This is a genomic window from Staphylococcus sp. 191, assembly GCF_011174885.1.
Taxonomy (GTDB): domain Bacteria; phylum Bacillota; class Bacilli; order Staphylococcales; family Staphylococcaceae; genus Staphylococcus; species Staphylococcus coagulans.
In genome coordinates this window covers 12,471-31,012 of the sequence record NZ_PNRJ01000017.1, presented here as the reverse complement: position 1 = coordinate 31,012, position 18,542 = coordinate 12,471, and the positions used below count along the sequence as shown (strand labels likewise).

Below are 18,542 nucleotides of genomic sequence, written 5' to 3'. Positions count from 1 at the left end.
GCTTTCATTCACTTGCATTATAGCGTGGATGAAACGTCGTTTGCAACTATCCGATATACAACTCCAGTCCTCTTACAAAGCTTCACGAATATGGCATAACACACATCAAATATCGTTCAATATTTTATTATTGAAGACAGAGATGCGTATGAAATGACTAGAAAGAGTCAGTCTTGCACCGAATAGTTAGGATATTAGAAAAATGTATGCTATGATTAAACTGTTAATATCAATTCAATAAGGGGTTATGAATGTTGAAAAGACAGTATCGTGTTGGACAACATGTCAAAGTGCGTGTGACTGGTATACAACCCTACGGCGCTTTCGTTGAGACCCCTGACAGTACTGAAGGACTTATTCATATATCCGAAATTATGGATGATTATGTGCATAATTTAAAAAAGCTTTTATCACCTGGTCAAATTGTGAAAGCAAAAATCATTTCCATTGATAGTAATGGAAAGCTAAATTTATCACTTAAAGATAATGATTACTTTAAAAATTATGAGCGTAGAAAAGGAAAATATTCAGTATTGGATGAAATTCAGGAAACTGAGAAATATGGGTTTCAGACTTTAGAAGAACGCTTGCCTTATTGGGTGAAACAGTCAAAAAAAAGAATGCAATATGAATCAAAATAATTAAAAACCGATGTATAAGCGAGACTTGTATATCGGTTTTCTATTTTTTTACCGGTTTGATTCATAAAAACCATTCCCCGCTTATACCACTAGTTGCTATACAGAGGTGCTCATCTCTTCAAATCTATGTGGTGTATGTACTTCCATTTTTAAAGCCTTTTCCTTAGATATACTTGCTTTCTTAACCTCTATTTTTAAATTTTAAAAAATAAAAGCTTTACTTTATTGATAACCACGTGTATAGTTAATACCACGTAATAAAAGATCTTGAATTTAATTGTAGTGTATTTTTTAGAATATCCTCTTTTTTAATCAATCAATTTATTGCAAATATTTGTGCAAAAGCACTTGGAGGTATTCTTTATGAATAACGGTACAGTAAAATGGTTTAACTCAGAAAAAGGTTTCGGCTTCATTGAAAGAGAAAATGGAGACGACGTATTTGTACACTTCTCAGCAATCGTTGGAGATGGTTACAAAACTTTAGAAGAAGGTCAAAGTGTTGACTTTGATATCGTTGAAGGCGAACGTGGCGCACAAGCAGCGAACGTTGTTAAAATGTAATTTAAACCTTTATATATAGAAGAGACGGGGAGTGACTTCCCGTCTCTTTTTTCTGTTATTTCATATTATTTTTAATGTCCTGCCATCCATGGTCGTGTAACTTGTGGTGATTGAGTTATTTTTTTAGGCAAATCTTCTTTTTTGACAAGACGCGGTTGTTGACCTTTTTCAATACGTTGTTTAACATTGGCATTTATTTTGTACGTTTGAAAGACGACAAATTCTCGCTTTGCGATTTGCCGACACGACGGACATGGCGCAGTTTCATGCTGCTCTGAAATGCGTTGCCGAATCGTAAACGTACCACAGTTCGTACATGTATAGGAATAATTTGGCATTAGAATTCATCCTTCTCTGGCAAGACGCCTGGTTTAAAAATTTCTCGTGGTATGGCTATCGTACAGCATGCATTCGGAACGTCAACAATGCCTGCAACAGTTCCTTGCACGGGCGCTGACCCGAGTAACATATATGCTTGCTCACCTGTAAAGCCACGTGTTTTTAAAAATTCGATCGCATTCAAGCAAGCGTTGCGATAAGCTGTATTAGCATCTAAATATGTTTGCTTTCCTGAAAATTCATTGACCGAAATGCCTTCAAACACTATATAGTCCGAGTAGTTCGGTAGCACAGGGCTTGGGTTAAACGCTGGATTCTTCTTAATTTGATACTTTTCCATGCCCCCTTTAATCACATTCACTCTTAAATCAATCCATCCAGGCATCTCGATACCGCCACAAAATGTAATTTCACCGTCTCCTTGTGAAAAATGCAAGTCACCTACTGATAATTTTGCACCTTTAACGTATACTGGAAAATATATTCTCGAACCTTTCGATAAGTTTTTAATATCACAATTCCCACCGTTTTCACGTGGTGGTACTGTACGCGCCCCTTCTTTAGCAATGCGATCAAAGTCCTTCCCTTTTAAAGTGCCAAGTACCACCGCATCTTCAGTCGGTAAATTCGCAAGCGGTGACTCTCGACTCGGGTCAGTATCCACAAGTGCTCGTTCTCTTTTATTCCACTCTGCTAGCATGTCGTGAGAAGGTGCAACACCAATTAAACCAGGATGAATAACACCTGCAAATTCAACACCAGGTACGTGTCTGCTTGAAGCAAAAATACCTTGGAAGTCCCAAATCGATTTCTGTGCATTCGGATAATGATCGACTAAAAAACTGCCCCCATTTGTCTTGTCAAAAATACCGTTAAATCCCCATTCGTGTTCTGGGAAGGCACCCACATCCAAGATATCAACGACTAACAAATCACCTGGCTCGACATTGTTTACATAAACGGGACCACTTAAAACATGAACACGGTTAAGATTCACATATTTAATATCACTAGGATCATCATTATTTGAAATTTGCCCATCTGTCCAGTCTAAACATTCCATACGAAACGCTTCACCTGGCTCAACTGAAAACGCTGCTGGAATATCTGGGTGCCAACGATTGTGTCCAGGTTGTGCTTGTTGATCCATTTTCTTACTCAAATCAATACTAAATAGCTTTTTCGGCATGACAAATCCCTCCATTGATTGAATATGACAGAATCTTCCATCATTTAAGATTATTTTACCATAAAAATTAAAAAGTACACTATTTTAGCCATTGAATTAAATCACATTCTATACACACTATTTGCTCAACAAAGAAAAGTCGATAAAAACCACTTTCGATTTTTACCGACTTTACTATTCTTTATGAAATACTACATTCTATTTTCATGTTGACTGCTGCTGTCGATTCACCAAACAAACATCATACAGGAACGTTTCAACAAAAGAAAGTTAATAAATCTGTCAAAACGCTTTTGCAACGAGTTCTGCCTCGCCCATTTGATGTACTGCAACCATCATTTCGTTAACTTCTGCGTCTACCATTGTTGGGCCATCAAATTGTGAAGTGTTTAAATCCGCTAAATTATGATAAAATCGAATATTCAAATCATTATTTACCGCATGATGATCCCTATTCATGAATTATTCTTCAACATCAATAGATTCAATCACAACATCATAAACAGGTTTGTCTTGTGCACCCACTTTTACATTTGCGATATCTTCTAAAGTCGCTTCACCTTCAACAAGCTGTCCAAAAACAGTATGTTTTTGATCCAACCAAGGTGTACCTCCTTTTTCTTTATAGGCTTCAGCAATTTCTTTTGGCCAACCGCCATCTTCAAGTTGACTCGCCATTTGAGCTGGAAGTTCTTTCATTTGTACAATGAAAAATTGAGAGCCGTTTGTACCTGGTCCGGCATTCGCCATTGATAATGCACCATAAAGGTTAAATGCATTCATAGAGAACTCATCTTCAAATGGTCCACCATAAATACTTTCGCCACCCATACCTGTTCCAGTAGGGTCTCCACCTTGAATCATAAAGTCATTAATGACACGGTGGAAAGTGATACCATCGTAATAGCCTTTTTGTGCTAATTCAATGAAGTTTTTCACTGTTTTAGGTGCAATGTCTGGAAATAGTTTTAATGTCATATCTCCTTTGTTTGTATGCATTACAACTTTAATTTCGTTTTCTTGTATTTCTTTTGTCAATTGTGGATAGTTAGTCATTTTCATACTCCATTCGTGATAAACTGATATATACGTATCATTTTAACATATTTGAGAGAGGATGGAATTATCATGCTTTACCGATTTGCTCACAAAACGGGGGTTTATGTTGTAGAAATTGTTGAAGAAGGCTCAGACCAATGTTTAGTTCAAGTATTACAAGTTATTAAACATCCTAAACAAGGTGACCTTCATCATCCGAATGAAGTGGAAGGTGTATTTTTCCACGAGCGTAAAGCTTTAAGTTTGTACGAAAAAAGATACACACCTCAAAGTCGATTGAAACCTTTTGACGGAGAGGTTGAAGACTACACCGTAACATTACAACGTGCAATCACTAACTTGGAAACGCAACTCAGTGAATTGGATACCGCTTATGCGCATGCATCTTTAGATTGTTTAACACGTTTAAAGAACGATTATTCACGTCAGTATAAAATAAATTTTGTTTAATATAGACGGGTTTCTTCTTATTTAAAAGGATATGAAAATCAAGCCAACCATTGGTCTGCCATGTTTTTCACAAGTTTCATAATCATGTATAATATTCTTATCGTAGTTTTTTAAAGGAGGTCAATCTATGAGTTGGTTACATATTGCGGTCCTTTTACCGTTAATATTCGCAATACTCATTCCAATCTTATATCGTTTCTATAAACGAATTCATCTAGGTTGGTTTGTATTACCTATACCGGTAGTATTGTTTGTTTACTTTTTTTCATATATTAAACCAACAATGTCCGGGCAATTTACTGAACGATCAGTTGCTTGGATGCCACAAATCGGAATGAACTTTGATGTTTATGTCGATGGCCTTGGCTTATTATTCAGTTTGCTCATTACTGGCATAGGGAGTCTTGTTGTACTATATTCAATTAGTTATTTAAGCCAGTCTGAACAACTGGGTAACTTCTATTGCTATTTATTAATGTTTATGAGTGCGATGTTAGGCGTCGTCCTTTCTGACAATTTACTCATACTTTATTTCTTTTGGGAATTAACATCATTTTCAAGTTTCCTATTAATTTCATTCTGGAGACATAAAGAAAGATCATTATATGGTGCAATGAAGTCTATGATGATTACCGTTTTTGGCGGTCTTTCATTATTGGGGGGCTTTATTTTACTTTACCTTGCTTCAGGCACATGGCGTATTCGTGAAATCATCGCGCATGTCGATCAAGTTCAGTCATCTCCTATTTTTATATTGGCAATGATTTTTGTCATTATAGGTGCAATGACTAAATCTGCACAGTTTCCATTTTATATTTGGTTACCGGATGCGATGGAAGCACCGACACCAGTCAGCGCTTATCTTCACTCGGCAACAATGGTAAAAGCAGGAATTTATCTTGTAGCTCGCTTAACACCGATTTTTGCTGTGTCACAAGGTTGGATATGGACTGTGACGCTATTCGGTTTAGTGACCTTATTTTGGGCATCACTGAATGCGACTAAGCAACAAGATCTTAAAGGGATTTTGGCATTTTCGACTGTTTCCCAATTAGGTATGATTATGGCGATGCTCGGGGTGGGTGCCGTGAGCTATCACTTTGAAGGTGCCGACAGTAAATTGTACATTGTCGCTTACAGTGCGGCGATTTTTCATTTAATCAACCATGCAACTTTTAAAGGTGCTTTATTTATGATTACAGGTGCCGTCGATCATGCAACTGGTACGAGAGATACGCGTAAATTGGGCGGCTTAATGACGATTATGCCTATTTCCTTTACGCTTTCCATCATTACTTCTTTAAGTATGGCTGGTGTACCACCATTTAACGGTTTCTTATCTAAAGAGCAATTTTTAGAAGCAATGATTGGTGTTACACATGCATCACTATTTAGTTTGAATACAATTGGTATTTTAATTCCAATTGTGGCAGTCGTCGGAAGTATTTTTACTTTTGTTTATTCATTCAAATTTATTTCTGAAATCTTTTTAGGACAACATCATCCTGATGCATTGCCTAATAAAGCACATGAAGCACCTATTCTGATGAATATTCCACCAATTATTTTATCTACATTAGTGATATTGTTTGGTTTATTCCCAAGTGTTGTGTCTTCTCCATTAGTTGAACCCGCTGTTCAATCTATTGCCAATGTTGATAAAGTTGAAGCCACATTCCACTTATGGCATGGCTTCACACCAGCATTTCTATCAACGCTAGTGATTTATATTGTCGGCGCTGGCTTATTACTCACATTCAACTCTTGGGCACCTGTGTTGAGACGTATACCTAAATGGTTCACATTAAACCACTGGTACGATCAAACAGGTCGTTATACACCATATTATGCGACTCAAATTACACGCACTTATATGACAGGCTTCAACCGTAATAACCTAGTCATTATTTTTTCAACAATGATTCTCTTGACTTTCATCACACTCGTATCGTTACCATTTTCTTTTGATTTTGTGAAAGTCTCACCTATTAGACCTTACGAGTTTATTTCAGTGGTGACGATTGTTATTGCTGCAGTCATGATTATCTTTGCTAGATCACGACTCTTTAGCATCATTATGTTAAGTGCTGTCGGTTATTCTATGGCGATATTCTTTATTTTCTTTAATGCACCAGACTTAGCATTAACACAATTTGTAGTTGAAACGATTTCAACAGCACTCTTCTTACTTTGTTTCTATCACTTACCTAATATGAGTCGCTACAATGAGTCAGTGAGATACAAAGTCGGTAATGCAATTATCTCTATTGGGGTCGGTGCTGTGGTCACTATCCTTGGCTTGATTGCATACGGTAATCGTCATTTTGAATCTATTAGTGCTTTTTATAAAGCGCATGTGTATGACTTGGCACAAGGTAAGAACATGGTCAACGTTATACTTGTAGACTTCCGTGGTACCGATACATTATTTGAATCTTCTGTGCTCGGTATTGCTGGTATGGGGATTTATACATTAATTAAATTACGTGCGAAACACAAAAATGGATACGAAAGGGTTGAGAAGATTGAACAGACAGAAAAATGATCTCATTGCACAATATTCATCACTGATTATCTTTTTCTTGATTATGATGTTTGGCTTCTCACTTTTCTTAGCCGGACATTACACACCTGGAGGCGGCTTTATTGGAGGACTTCTCGTTTCAAGTGCGCTCGTTATTATTGCTGTGGCATTTGACGTTAAGACTTTACGTAAAGTGTTTCCATGGGACTTTAAAAAGCTTATAGCACTAGGCTTAACATTTTGTGTCGGTGCACCAATGTTAAGTTGGACATATGGTAAAAACTTTTTTACTCATCGTGCTTTCGAAATTCCTTTACCATTGTTACAACCTATGCATGTTCATACAGCTGTTATTTTTGATACAGGTGTATTGTTTGTAGTAGTAGGCACTGTGCTCACTATAATTTTAACGATTGGAGAGAATGAGTAATGGAAATTGTATTGATTATTGTTTGTGGCATACTGACTTCAATCAGTGTCTATCTCATTCTTTCTAAAAGTTTAATTAGAATTATCATTGGTACGACATTGCTCTCACATGCTGCAAACCTATTTATGTTAACAATGGGTGGGCTTAAAAACGGAAATGTACCGATTTATGAAAAAGGGGTTACAGATTATGTTGATCCCATTCCGCAGGCCCTCATCTTAACTGCAATTGTTATTTCTTTTGCAGTGACAGCCTTTTTCTTAGTATTAGCTTTTAGAAGTTATAAAGAATTAGGTACGGATAACGTTGAAAGAATGAAAGGAGTGCCACAAGAAGATGATAACTGAGAATTTACTCGTAGCGGTTTTAGTGGTCCCTATTATTACCGCGATACTCTTAATTTTTAGTGGCCTCCGCCCTTTTATTAAACGCTATGTTGCATTAATCGGGACATTAGTGACATTAGGCTTTTCAATCCTCAATTTAACTCATGTATGGCAAGCCGGTCATCCGATTATTTTAGAATTAGGTTCTTGGAAAGCCCCATATAGTATTGTTTTTGTTTTAGACTTATATAGTGCTTTACTCGTTACAACGAGTACAATTATCACGATGATGATTATACTATTCTCATACCAATCGATTGGTTTACATCGTGAAACGTATTATTACTATTTCACTGTCATGATGATGCTCACTGGAATCAACGGTGCATTTATCACAGGCGATATTTTTAACTTGTTTGTATTTTTTGAAGTATTCTTAATGGCTTCTTACGGTTTAATGGTGATTGGTGGGACAAAAATCCAACTTCAAGAAAGTGTTAAGTATCTTCTTGTCAACGTGGTTTCATCTGCATTTTTCGTTATCGCAGTTGGTATCTTGTATTCAATTGTTGGAACATTAAATTTAGCCGATATTAGTCAAAAGCTATCTGTTGTAGGTAAAGATCATCCAGGCTTACTCAGCATTGCATTCATTCTTTTTATATTTGTATTTGCTACTAAAGCGGGCGCTTTCCCTATGTATGTATGGTTACCTGGTGCGTATTATGCACCACCATTTGCGATCATCGCATTTTTCGGTGCCCTATTAACAAAAGTCGGTGTTTACGCATTGACACGTGTAATGAGTCTATTTTTCCATGATACACTTACATTTTCACATTACACAGTGTTAGCTTTAGCCCTATTAACCATTATTTTTGGTTGTGTGGGGGCTGTCGGTTTTAGAGATACCAAACGTATTATTTTATATAATATTATGATTGCTGTAGGTGTTATTCTCGTTGGTGTCGCTATGATGACCAAGTCTGGCATTATCGGTGCCATTTACTACACACTGCACGATATGCTAATCAAAGCAGCATTATTCTTTTTAATCGGTATTATGTATAAAATTACGAAGACAACTGATTTAAGAAACTTTGGCGGATTAATCCACCATTATCCTGTTTTAGGATGGACTTTCTTTATTGCTGCGCTGAGCTTAGCCGGGATCCCACCATTTAGTGGTTTCTATGGAAAGCTTTATATCGTACGTGCTGCTTTTGAAGAAGGCTTTTATGCCTCAGGTATCATTGTCTTACTTTCAAGTCTTGTCGTGCTCTATTCCGTGATGAATATCTTCTTAAAAGGATTCTTCGGAAAGAGTTATGGCTATGTCTATAATCCAAGACTGCATCACCGTGGATTACTAGCCGTCGGTATCCTATCCGTTGTCATCGCTGTTGCTTTCGGTTTAGGTGCTGGACAATTATACCCTATTGTCGCAGAAGCAGCTAAGTCGTTCTATCAACCTGACACTTACATTCATAGCGTATTGGGGGTGAAGTAATATGGCAGTACAAATAGTGATTAATTTGATTTTAGCAATATTTTGGTTATTTTTATCTGATAGTTATACGATGAATTCTTTCGTCCTTGGCTACCTTTTCGCATTACTATTAGTTTATTTGATGCGCAAAATCTTGCCCGGCCGATTTTATATCATTACGCTATACAAAATCATTAAACTTATCTTTGTTTTCTTAATCGAATTAATTAAAGCAAATATCGACGTATTGCGTATTATTCTTCAACCGCGAATTAAAAATGAATCTGCTTTCTTTGTCTATGAGACAGATTTACAACATAAATGGCAAGTCGCGTTACTTTCCAATCTCATCACATTAACTCCGGGTACTGTTGTTATCGGTGTGAATGATGATATGAAACGCTTATATATTCACTGTTTAAACTTCTCTACAAAAGAAGAAGAAGTGGCAAGTATCAAAGGCTCTCTTGAAAAAGCAGTGAGAGAGGTGGGTGAATCGTAATGAACTTTGATGTTTTTATTATTATCGCATTAGTTATTGTCGTCCTTTCGATTTTAGCCATCCTTGTCCGTGTAATTTTGGGTCCAACTTTACCTGATCGCGTTGTAGCGTTAGATGCGATCGGTATACAGTTAATGGCTATCGTCGGTCTGTTTTCAATCATACTCGATACACATTATATGATTGTTGCGATTTTATTAATTGGTATTCTCGCCTTTCTAGGCACTGCTGTTTTCGCGAAATTTATGGATAAAGGTCAGGTGATTGAACATGACAGAGACAATCGTGATTAGTATAGGATTAATACTTGTCATCATTGGTGCATTATTTAGTGCATTGGCTGCGATTGGGATGTTAAGACTTGACGATGTTTATTCACGCGCACATGCAGCGGGTAAAGCAGCAACTTTAGGTACGATGCTTTTATTAACAGGAACTTTTATTTATTTTATCGGTAAAGAAGGTTACGTTAATTTTCAACTCTTAATCGGTATCGCATTCGTATTTTTAACTGGTCCGCTCTCAAGTCATTTAGTCTTGAAGTCAGCTTATAATCTCAAGACACCTGCTTCAAAGCGTTTAAAGCTAGATGAAGTTAAAGATGACATGAAAGGTACGAAGTTATAGTTCCTCATTGATTCAATTTGATTATCTACTGAGGATATATGAACGACATTAAAAAGCCCGAGATTTTTCGTGAAAATCACGAAATCATCTCGGGTTTTTATTGATATTAAGTAATTAGTGCATACACATATTTTCAATACAGTAAGAATGTAAATGTGACCTAACTTGCATGTAATTCACATTTGTAAATTTTAGACCTCTAAACTGACTCCCGTTTAATCGGTTTAATTGCGAGTGTTCCGCGCATTACTGATATCAGTTCGTCATCTTCATTCGTCATACGAATATCCCAAACATGCGTGGATCGCCCTTCATGTAAAATACGCGCCTCAGCATAAATCATACCTTCTCGTGCAGATTTAATATGATTTGTATTCATTTCTAAACCTACAGGGATACCTTGACTCGGTTCTAATAAATTGAATGATCCTATTGAACATGCCGTTTCACCTAACGCCATTGTCGCGCCACCATGTAGATAACCGAAAGGCTGCTTTACCTTATCGGATACCGGCATAGACAATTTAACATAGCCTGGTGATTCACTCACTTTTTTAATCTCTAATAGTTCCATAAGATGTGTCATCTTATTGTCCCCCTTTCTCGTTTATTATAATATAAGTGCAGCAATCGTTCCCATAATAATCAACGGCACATTATAAAAAACAAAGTTAGGAATACATGTATCTCGGATATGGTCGTGCTGACCATCTATATTTAATCCTGCTGTCGGTCCTAATGTTGAATCACTTGCAGGTGAACCTGAATCCCCTAATGCACCTGCTGTACCAATTAAAGCAATCAATGCCATCGTACTCATCCCTAAAGATTCTCCGAAAGGAATAAACAATGCTGCAAGAATCGGTATCGTCGCAAAAGATGAACCGATACCTAACGTCACAACAAGTCCAATAATATACATTAAAATAATACTTAAAAATTTATTGTCCCCTGCGATAAGTGTCAGACTATTGACCAACTTTTGAATATCCCCTGTTTCATTCATCACCCCAGCAAAACCATTAGCAGTCAATATAACCACACCAATATAGGCCATAATTTTAATACCATCGACAAATTGATCATCTAAACTCTTCCATGAGTATAGTCCTGAAACAAAGAAAACAAGGACACCAGCTAACGCTCCAAATATCATTGAATCCGTCAAAGTTTGAACGGTAAACGTTGCAAGTATCGCGACAATGGTTACAACAAGCACATATGGCTTAAGTTCTACAGTTGCTTCTGCTTGATTAGTTTTAATTTCTTTATAAATTCTAGGTTTACGATAATATATCATTGCAGCAATTAAACCAATGATATAACCAGACGCTGGGATAAGCATCGCTTTCCAAATCGAGTTAAAAGCAATTGGATGATGCGCTTTTTCAAAACCTTTTTGAATGATTTCATGAAAGATGTGACCAAAACCAAATGGCAACAACACGTATGGGAAACAGAGACCAAAACCAATAATCATTGCAATTAAACGTCGATCCATTTTCAACTCATTAAATAAGCTGAGTAAAGGCGGAATAACAATAGGAATAAACGCAATATGTACTGGAATGACATTCTGACTCATAATACTAAGCATCAGTAAACTCACAATAATTAAGACTTTTATCTTAATTCGGGATACCTTCGTTTCTTCTGCACGAATCGATTGAATAATCTTTTTTACAAGATAGTCAGTAATACCACTATATGAAATTAGGGCAGCAAAACCACCAAGTAATGCATAACTTAACGCCACTTCTGCGCCATCTACAATATTATCAGTGAACGTAGAAATCGTATGATGCAATGGTAAGCCTGCAAGCAAACCACCTATGAGCGCACTGATAAACAAACTGATGACAACATTTAGTCGGCATAAGCAAAGTATAATCATAATGACGACTGCAATTAAAACAGAATTCATTCCAAAATCTCCTTTAGTTCATTATCGAGTTAAAGTGTATGTTTAATATACTAACAGTTATTATACATTTCGTCAATCGACTATAAAATTTAAGGCTGAGCTAAGCACTAAAAAGCTTTTACGTAATCAAAAAGCCATTAAAACTTAATATAGCTGATCTATAAGTAAAGCCTTTTTCAGTCATTTATAAGATTAAGCAGTGATAAATATTTCAAACAACAAAGAGAGCAAGAAGAGATATCTTATATATTTAGATATCTTCTCGCTCTCATGTCTATTAATATGTGAATTAAAGCTTTTTCGGATAAGATATACGTGATGACTCGTGTTTGATAACGTACCAATATACATCAGGTCATCATGTCTCAAACCTAATCGTTTTCCTCAATAATCTTTACTTAGATTTATTCACTATCAATTGTTCCGTATTTCGTTTTTAACCAATCCACAACAGTTGGAATCATGTAACCTGTTGGTCCTTTAGGTCCTCTATGTGATGCTTTTTCGGTTGTCGCAGGCCCTGCAATATCGAAGTGTAAGTGTGGTGTTTCACCACTAAAGTGTGTCACAAAAGCAGCTGCAAATAAGGCGCCACCTGGTGAATTCACATGGTTCGTTAAGTCAGCAACATCTGAAGATTTTAACTTTTTACGTTCAGTTTCAGTAATAGGCAGTTCAAAAACAAGCTCTTCATATCGTTGTGCTGATTGAAGTACTTCTTCTAATGCTTTAGAATCAACATTCTTTTTAAATACTGCAGCTTTATCTTCACCTAGTGCTGCAATCGCTGCACCTGTTAAAGTCGCAAAATCTAAAATGATTTGTGGTTGGTATTGATTCACAAAGAATGTCGCATCCGCTAAAACAAGTCGACCTTCTGCGTCTGTGTTTGGAATTTCAACCGTTTCTCCACTTAATGCAGTAAATACATCATCTGGTTTCATTGCATTGTTCGCTACCATATTTTCTGCAGCTGCAACGACTGCGACGATATTGACTTTTAGTTTAAGCTCTTTTGCCGCTTCAATCATACCAATGACATTTGCTGCACCACACATGTCAAACTTCATCGTCGGCATTGTTGTACGTGTCTTAATGGTATAACCACCTGAATCATAAGTAATCCCTTTACCGACTAGTGCGACCACTTGGTCTGAATTGTCAGGGTCACCATAATATTCTAAAGTGATGACTCTAGGTGGATTAATTGAACCTTTACCGACAGCATGAACTAAACCAAATCCTTCTTGTTGAATAGCTTGCTCATCTTTAATGTCGACTTTAACAGCCGAATCTTTAAAGTATTGTTCCACTGTTTCAGCTAAGTATTGAGGTGTCATAATATTAGGCGGAATATTACCTAAATCGCGCGCTTTATTAATGGCACGTCCTAATTTTTGACCCGCTTCAATCGCTTTCTTTTCATCTTGCAAATACTGATCAGTCGATGTCATTTTTATACGGAAAGCGGGTTTCTTATCAGATTTATAATCATCAAATTGATAAATTGATTGCTCGCTTTGTACTCCCATTAAATTAAAAACGGTACTAGGTTCTAAAGATTTTGCTAAAAACGTATTCGCTTTAAGCTCTATTTTAGAGATAGATTTCTTTTGTAAGTATTGGAATAAATTACCCCAAATTTTTAAATAATCTTTTTCTTCCATTTGATTGATATTCCCTAACCCAACAGTAATCAAATGGCGTACTTCATTATCAATCGATACCGCAGTTGAAGCAACCTCACCGCGTTGAGAACTGATAATATGACTCGCTTTCAAATCACTTAATGCATCAAAAAGTGATTGTTCTTGCTTTACTTCATCAAAATATTGATTTAAATGTTCTGGGATTCCTGCAACAATAACTGTCGCATGCGCTGTATTTTGTGTTCCCACTACATTCACTCCTTTCAAGTATGTAAATAGGGGGGCGGAAAAGAAATCCTATCATTGATTAAGATTCCTAACTCCCGCCCCCATGTGGCTGACTATTTTAGTCTTTGTATAGGCAAAGGACTTCTGCTCTCATTTGCATATACTTTTTTATGCTTCATCAAACAATATATTCATTGTCATTGTTCTAAATATAATTGTGTCGTTACCGGTGATGATAAGCTTATGACAACTTAGCAACTTAGCGCATCACTTAATCTGACTGATGAAAAAATATCTATGAGCCACTGATACCATGAAAGAGACAGGTAAGTTGTGTTTGTTTTAGCATTTAAACAGTTTGATTTCAACTCAATCTATTAAAATTTACCTTTTTTGTATGCTAATCCGATACCACCTAATTTGAAAATAGCACGTGTATCAATCACACGTTTTAAGAATGCAGCTTTTTTACCAGTGATTTCGCGACCAAATACAACACCTACACCGTCACGATGACCTAATGAACATACTGTACCACGATCATGGTATACAAATGGCTCAGTAGATTCACCTTTCAATATTTTAGCAACGTTTGTTGCTGTTTTTTCACCTTGTTGCATTGCAAGTTGTGCTGTTGTTGGTAATGGACGTTCTTCGCCTTCAGGAATAAATGCAGAGACATCACCAATAACAAAGATATCGTCGTAACCTTCGATTGTTAAATCTTGTTTTGTTACGATGCGACCACGTTTTACACCTTCGAATGATTTTTCCATTAAATGGCTACCTCTTACACCTGCAGCCCATACAACTGTATTCGCTTCAAGTTGTTGTTCTTCATCGTTTACTTTTACAACGAATCCTTTTTCATTCGCTGCTACAATCGGTGTACCAACTTTAAATTCAACGCCACGTTCTTCTAAGTAGCTCACAGCATAGCTCACAAGATCATCAGAGAACATTGGTAACATTTTTGGTGCGGCTTCAACACAAGTCATTTTAACCTTACTTGGATCTACACCATATTTATTCGCTAATTCTGGAATACGATCAGTTAATTCACCTAAAAATTCGATACCTGTAAAGCCAGCGCCTCCAACAAGGATAGCTAAATCTTTATCGTCTTTTGTTTTTGAAGCGGCATAATTCGCAAATTGGTCTTCAATATGGCGAGAAATTTGACGTGACGTATGCACGTTTTCGATTTGGAAAGCATGTTCTTTCATACCAGAAATGCCAAAAGTTTCTGATTCAAAACCTAATGCTACGACTAAAATATCATATTCAAAAATACCATGTGTTGTTTCAACTTTTTTTGCATTGCGATCAATCTTAGTCACTTCAGCGCACACAAAATCAACATGTTTTTTCAACACGCTTTGAATTGGATATAATGCATCTTCATAGCTGATCGTACCAGCTGAAGCTTCATGTAACCAAGTTGACTCATAGTGGTAGTCATTTTTGTTGATTAATGTGATTTGTGCATCTTGTTCAGATAATTGCTTTTGAAGTTTAGCCACAGTTTGTAAGCCAGCATAACCAGCACCTAAAACGAGTACTTTTTTGCGTTCTGCCATTTGTATTCACCTATTCTTTCATAATATAATCTAATGATTTGTATATACTGTATACCCTCGAAATTTTACAGTATATCAATTGTAAAAATAATGTCATTAATAAGTGTATAGTTTTTTAGAATTGAATTCAAGTTAATATGTCATAAGATTGTAACAGCTTCCGACTTTGTTGTTTAATATACTATTCTATTTTCTCATCTTCTATATCTTTTCGTCAAAAATTCAATTATAAACGATACAAATGGCCTTTTTAGTATGTATGAGATATCCTTAAAAGCGCTGAAACATCAAAAATTTTAGCCCTGACCATTTGTTATTTTAATTGTTCGTAATAAGTACCAAAAACACGTAAAATTATCAAATTGTGGTTTAACATTAGCTATGACTCACTTTTTTCCACAAAACCTTTTCTTACCAAAAAGCTTAAAATCAGAAAGTAAAAACGATTTATATAATGAAAAAGTTATGGTCAGCAGGATTTTCATTATAAATATTGACAAACTGATCATGCATGAACAACTTAATATTCATTTTAAAGTTTTTTTATTAATTAAAATAACTACAATGTTAATAATAAGCCACGTAATTTGTATAAATAACGGAAACAAAAAAGCAACTAACAAAACTAGAAATGCTACTAATTTTGTATCAAAGGTTTGAATTGCACCAGACCCATCAACTTCTCTTGTCCAAATAAAAATACTTCCTATAAAAAATATAATTAACCAAAAAGCATTTACCACCCACCAAGCTATCCATGAGGCTTTCATAGTTCCAACCCCTTTAGTTTTCCTATATTACATATTATAAGTGCACAAATGTACAATACATAATCTCACTTAAATGAGACTTTTTAGCTACAGTATAAACGAAAGTATAAGTATTTATAAATGACAACTAAAAAAGTAGGTATCGGATTTGTTAAAAGACAAACTCGATACCTACTACTATAATCACATTCTCAAAAACTCCTGATTAACAATCCTCAGGTGTGCCCGCAACTTGTGCTGTTCTGAATGAGCTTCCACAGCCACATGAAGCAATAGCATTCGGATTATCAATTTGGAAGCCACCGCCCATTAATGATTGTTTGAAGTCGATTGTTGTGCCATTCAATATTGGGGCATCCGCTTTATCCACAAGGACTTTTAGCCCAAAAAATTCTAAAACTTCATCATTTTCGCCTGGTTCTGGTTCAGCAGTCATTCCATATGTGAGGCCTGTACAACCGCCCCCTTGAACCTTAACTTTTAAATAACCTTCTGGCATATCATTTTGTTCCAACATATCTTTCACTTCATAAGCTGCTGCTTCTGTTAAATTTACTGTAGCCATAGCAAAGCCTCCCTTAAAAAATCCATGTTTCTTCTATATGTGCATATATATTCTGTAATAAATCATCAGGTGTGTCACCCTCTACCATATCTCCATTGACGAGCGCATAAAGACCAGATGAACAAATGCCGCAATTTTGTAAACATCCATAATCAAGAACGTCAACATTCGGATCGTTCTCTAACGTTTGATACACTGATTCTGAGCCTCTTGCCATATTGGAAATACAGAATTCGACAATCGGATTCATTTTACACCCTCTTCTATTTTTTAGTGATGTCATTATAACAAACTTTAACCTTTTCTTCTATGGAGTCGCTCATCTTCCCTCATCCTGTTTCTATTGAATACAATCAATATATAATTGAAATTTTACAATTATTTTACTTTGAGTATGTTTGTATGGTTTTCGAAAAAAAGATATAATTAGTACTAAGAAAGTAGGATTTTATGCAACTATCCGCATTGATCATAAGGGGTAAATGTTTAATGTGTGAATAGTAAATTTCATCTCTAAAGGGGTATTCAAAAATGAAGAATTTAGTTTTGTTAGGTGGCGGTTACGGTAATATGCGTATCATGTCTAAAATTCTACCTGATGCGCTTCCAGAAGATTATCATATTACGTTAATCGACCGCATGCCTTACCACGGACTTAAAACCGAGTTCTATGCATTAGCAGCTGGATCAAAGTCTGACAAAGAGGTACGTGTTAATTTTCCACATCACGACAGAACCAATACAGTCTATGGCGAAATTACAGATATCGATTTAGATAATCAAATTATTTCAGTAGGACAAAACAAGGTAGATTATGATGAACTTGTCATTGGCTTAGGTTGTGAAGACAAATATCATAATGTGCCTGGGGCTAAAGCTTATACTTATAGTATTCAAACACTGCAAAAGGCTAGAAAAACATACCACGATATTAGTGAACTCCCTTCTAATGCTCAAGTGGGTATTGTCGGTGCGGGACTGAGTGGTATTGAATTAGCAAGTGCATTGAGAGAGAGTCGTAGCGATTTAAAAATTTATTTATACGACCGTGGCGAACGTATCCTTAATCAATTTCCGGAAAAACTAAGTAATTACGTAAAAAAATGGTTTGAAGAAAACGATGTTACAGTCGTCCCGAATTCAGATATTGTTAAAGTTGAACCGGGTATCCTTTACAATAAAGAAACCGAAAACAAACATGACTTAATTGTTTGGACAGCTGGCATACAACCTGTTGAAATCGTAAGGAATTTACCAGTTGACCTCAGCCGTAGCAATCGCGTTATGGTCAATCAGTATCATCAAATTCCTACATATCCAAACGTTTATGTTGTTGGAGATTGCGCAAATCTACCGCACGCACCGAGCGCTCAACTCGCTGAAGTACAAGCAGATCAAATTGCGATGGTCTTAAAGACGCAATGGGCTGGCAAACCGTTACCTAATAAGATGCCAGAAATTAAAATTCCAGGCTTTTTAGGTTCGCTAGGAGAGAAAAAAGGCTTTGCTTATTTGATGGATACAACGGTCACGGGTCGCCTTGCATCAATACTAAAATCCGGTGTGCTATGGCTGTATAAGCACCATAATGGTTAATCCTCAACGCTTTTTCTATTCATGTTACAAAACTAAAATGAAGCGGTACAGACGTCGAATTTTTGACGCTGTACCGCTTAAATATTTAGA

22 protein-coding genes are annotated in these 18,542 nt (G+C 36.2%); 11 read left to right on the top strand and 11 right to left on the bottom strand.

Annotation, left to right across the window (positions count from 1 at the left end; translation table 11 throughout):
* Positions 1-251 precede the first annotated feature (251 nt).
* Both ygs and C1H58_RS10360 read left to right on the top strand, forming a co-directional pair.
* The gene (gene ygs, locus C1H58_RS10365) at positions 252-641 is read left to right on the top strand and encodes a S1 domain-containing post-transcriptional regulator Ygs (protein ID WP_016424619.1); all 390 of its coding nucleotides are present in this window, start codon (positions 252-254) and stop codon (positions 639-641) included.
* Between the two features lie 363 nt (positions 642-1,004).
* Positions 1,005-1,205, top strand: coding sequence for a cold-shock protein (locus tag C1H58_RS10360; protein WP_060830184.1), 201 nt, complete (start codon positions 1,005-1,007; stop codon positions 1,203-1,205).
* Between the two features lie 71 nt (positions 1,206-1,276).
* Here the strand turns inward: C1H58_RS10360 and C1H58_RS10355 are convergent, their stop codons facing one another.
* The 4 genes from C1H58_RS10355 to C1H58_RS10340 form a co-directional block, all read right to left on the bottom strand.
* Positions 1,277-1,543, bottom strand: coding sequence for an FmdB family zinc ribbon protein (locus C1H58_RS10355; RefSeq protein WP_165546117.1), 267 nt, complete (start codon positions 1,541-1,543; stop codon positions 1,277-1,279).
* Positions 1,543-2,733 carry a formamidase gene (gene fmdA / locus C1H58_RS10350; protein WP_165546116.1) on the bottom strand — a complete coding sequence of 397 codons (1,191 nt, stop codon included), beginning with the start codon at positions 2,731-2,733 and terminating at the stop codon, positions 1,543-1,545. The genes C1H58_RS10355 and fmdA overlap by 1 nt, the downstream gene beginning before the upstream one ends.
* A 282-nt stretch (positions 2,734-3,015) precedes the next feature.
* Positions 3,016-3,192 carry a hypothetical protein gene (locus tag C1H58_RS12400; RefSeq protein WP_241415322.1) on the bottom strand — a complete coding sequence of 59 codons (177 nt, stop codon included), beginning with the start codon at positions 3,190-3,192 and terminating at the stop codon, positions 3,016-3,018.
* A 3-nt stretch (positions 3,193-3,195) separates the two neighbouring features.
* The gene (locus C1H58_RS10340) at positions 3,196-3,789 is read right to left on the bottom strand and encodes a peptidylprolyl isomerase (RefSeq protein WP_016424614.1); all 594 of its coding nucleotides are present in this window, start codon (positions 3,787-3,789) and stop codon (positions 3,196-3,198) included.
* Between the two features lie 72 nt (positions 3,790-3,861).
* Between C1H58_RS10340 and kapB the strand changes: the two genes are divergently transcribed.
* The 8 genes from kapB to C1H58_RS10300 all read left to right on the top strand — a co-directional run bounded on the left by kapB (position 3,862) and on the right by C1H58_RS10300 (position 10,140).
* Positions 3,862-4,242 (top strand): sporulation phosphorelay system protein KapB, encoded by a 381-nt coding sequence (gene kapB / locus C1H58_RS10335; RefSeq protein ID WP_060830187.1) that lies wholly within the window; start codon positions 3,862-3,864, stop codon positions 4,240-4,242.
* A 127-nt stretch (positions 4,243-4,369) separates the two neighbouring features.
* Complete coding sequence (locus tag C1H58_RS10330) at positions 4,370-6,787, top strand: Na+/H+ antiporter subunit A (protein WP_165546115.1); 2,418 nt, start codon at positions 4,370-4,372, stop codon at positions 6,785-6,787.
* Positions 6,768-7,196, top strand: coding sequence for a Na(+)/H(+) antiporter subunit B (locus C1H58_RS10325; protein ID WP_037559074.1), 429 nt, complete (start codon positions 6,768-6,770; stop codon positions 7,194-7,196). Before C1H58_RS10330 ends, C1H58_RS10325 begins: the two co-directional genes overlap by 20 nt.
* A complete protein-coding gene (gene mnhC1 / locus C1H58_RS10320; protein ID WP_016424610.1) occupies positions 7,196-7,543 on the top strand; it encodes a Na+/H+ antiporter Mnh1 subunit C in 348 nt (115 codons plus the stop codon). The genes C1H58_RS10325 and mnhC1 overlap by 1 nt, the downstream gene beginning before the upstream one ends.
* Entirely contained in the window at positions 7,533-9,032 is a 1,500-nt protein-coding gene (locus C1H58_RS10315; RefSeq protein WP_165546114.1) for a Na+/H+ antiporter subunit D, read from the top strand. Before mnhC1 ends, C1H58_RS10315 begins: the two co-directional genes overlap by 11 nt.
* Position 9,033: 1 nt before the next feature.
* Entirely contained in the window at positions 9,034-9,513 is a 480-nt protein-coding gene (locus C1H58_RS10310) for a Na+/H+ antiporter subunit E (protein ID WP_016424608.1), read from the top strand.
* Complete coding sequence (locus tag C1H58_RS10305) at positions 9,513-9,806, top strand: Na(+)/H(+) antiporter subunit F1 (protein WP_016424607.1); 294 nt, start codon at positions 9,513-9,515, stop codon at positions 9,804-9,806. The genes C1H58_RS10310 and C1H58_RS10305 overlap by 1 nt, the downstream gene beginning before the upstream one ends.
* A complete protein-coding gene (locus C1H58_RS10300; RefSeq protein WP_016424606.1) occupies positions 9,784-10,140 on the top strand; it encodes a Na+/H+ antiporter subunit G1 in 357 nt (118 codons plus the stop codon). Before C1H58_RS10305 ends, C1H58_RS10300 begins: the two co-directional genes overlap by 23 nt.
* A gap of 199 nt (positions 10,141-10,339) precedes the next feature.
* Here the strand turns inward: C1H58_RS10300 and C1H58_RS10295 are convergent, their stop codons facing one another.
* From C1H58_RS10295 to C1H58_RS10265, 7 genes are all read right to left on the bottom strand, one after another.
* The gene (locus C1H58_RS10295) at positions 10,340-10,726 is read right to left on the bottom strand and encodes a PaaI family thioesterase (RefSeq protein WP_050331484.1); all 387 of its coding nucleotides are present in this window, start codon (positions 10,724-10,726) and stop codon (positions 10,340-10,342) included.
* Between the two features lie 24 nt (positions 10,727-10,750).
* Positions 10,751-12,064, bottom strand: a complete 1,314-nt coding sequence (locus C1H58_RS10290) for a Na+/H+ antiporter family protein (protein WP_103356173.1) — start codon at positions 12,062-12,064, stop codon at positions 10,751-10,753.
* A 404-nt stretch (positions 12,065-12,468) separates the two neighbouring features.
* Entirely contained in the window at positions 12,469-13,962 is a 1,494-nt protein-coding gene (locus tag C1H58_RS10285) for a M17 family peptidase N-terminal domain-containing protein (protein ID WP_165546113.1), read from the bottom strand.
* A 356-nt stretch (positions 13,963-14,318) separates the two neighbouring features.
* Positions 14,319-15,521, bottom strand: coding sequence for an NAD(P)/FAD-dependent oxidoreductase (locus tag C1H58_RS10280; RefSeq protein ID WP_165546112.1), 1,203 nt, complete (start codon positions 15,519-15,521; stop codon positions 14,319-14,321).
* Positions 15,522-16,048: 527 nt separating this feature from the next.
* Positions 16,049-16,291: a DUF3923 family protein gene (locus tag C1H58_RS10275; RefSeq protein WP_165546111.1), complete on the bottom strand. Its 243-nt coding sequence runs from the start codon at positions 16,289-16,291 to the stop codon at positions 16,049-16,051.
* 205 nt (positions 16,292-16,496) lie between these two features.
* Positions 16,497-16,856 (bottom strand): HesB/IscA family protein, encoded by a 360-nt coding sequence (locus C1H58_RS10270; RefSeq protein ID WP_016424601.1) that lies wholly within the window; start codon positions 16,854-16,856, stop codon positions 16,497-16,499.
* Positions 16,857-16,869: 13 nt separating this feature from the next.
* Entirely contained in the window at positions 16,870-17,106 is a 237-nt protein-coding gene (locus C1H58_RS10265; RefSeq protein ID WP_016424600.1) for a YuzB family protein, read from the bottom strand.
* A 281-nt stretch (positions 17,107-17,387) separates the two neighbouring features.
* Here C1H58_RS10265 and C1H58_RS10260 point away from each other — a divergent pair, with 281 nt between their 5' ends.
* Positions 17,388-18,452, top strand: a complete 1,065-nt coding sequence (locus C1H58_RS10260) for an NAD(P)/FAD-dependent oxidoreductase (protein WP_050331488.1) — start codon at positions 17,388-17,390, stop codon at positions 18,450-18,452.
* Positions 18,453-18,542: the final 90 nt, after the last annotated feature.